General features: G+C 65.0%; 1 protein-coding gene. It reads right to left on the bottom strand.

The window, feature by feature from the left end:
• On the bottom strand, window positions 1-347 hold a 347-nt coding region (locus tag EXE42_RS17000; RefSeq protein ID WP_158293783.1), incomplete at its 3' end, for a site-specific integrase.
• Between the last annotated feature and the right edge of the window lie 82 nt (window positions 348-429).

The following is a 429-nucleotide window of genomic DNA, read 5'->3' as shown; positions in this document are numbered from 1 at the left end:
ATCGTCGGGAGGGTGAGCTGTTCGTACAGCTCGGGATCGACGGCGTCGATGTCGCCAGCGAACCGGAGGAAACGCCGAAGGGTTGCCAACTGACTCTTGAGAGTGACGAGCTTGATCGGCTCGCGCCCGTCACCTTTGCCCTCCCTCCGCCAGGTCCGGTATCGGTAGAGGTCGCGGCCGGAGAGGTTGTTCAGGTTCTCGATCCCGTCCTCGTCGCAGAACTGGATGAAGGCGCGGAGTCGGTGGTACTCGCTCCGGCGGGTGGACTCGGAGTGCTCGTCCTCCATTGCGCTGTGGAACATCTCCACGGCGTCGACCGGAGAGATCGGTTCGAGGTCGTCGCTCACAGGAACCCCTCCGGGGCGTCGAGGATCGGATGGTCCGGGTGGGCCTCAGCGAAGTGGTCGAGGTAGCCCGCGACCTGTCGGG

Source organism: Halorubrum sp. SP3 (assembly GCF_005435195.1).
Taxonomy (GTDB): domain Archaea; phylum Halobacteriota; class Halobacteria; order Halobacteriales; family Haloferacaceae; genus Halorubrum; species Halorubrum sodomense.
This window is presented reverse-complemented; position numbering and strand designations above follow the sequence as displayed.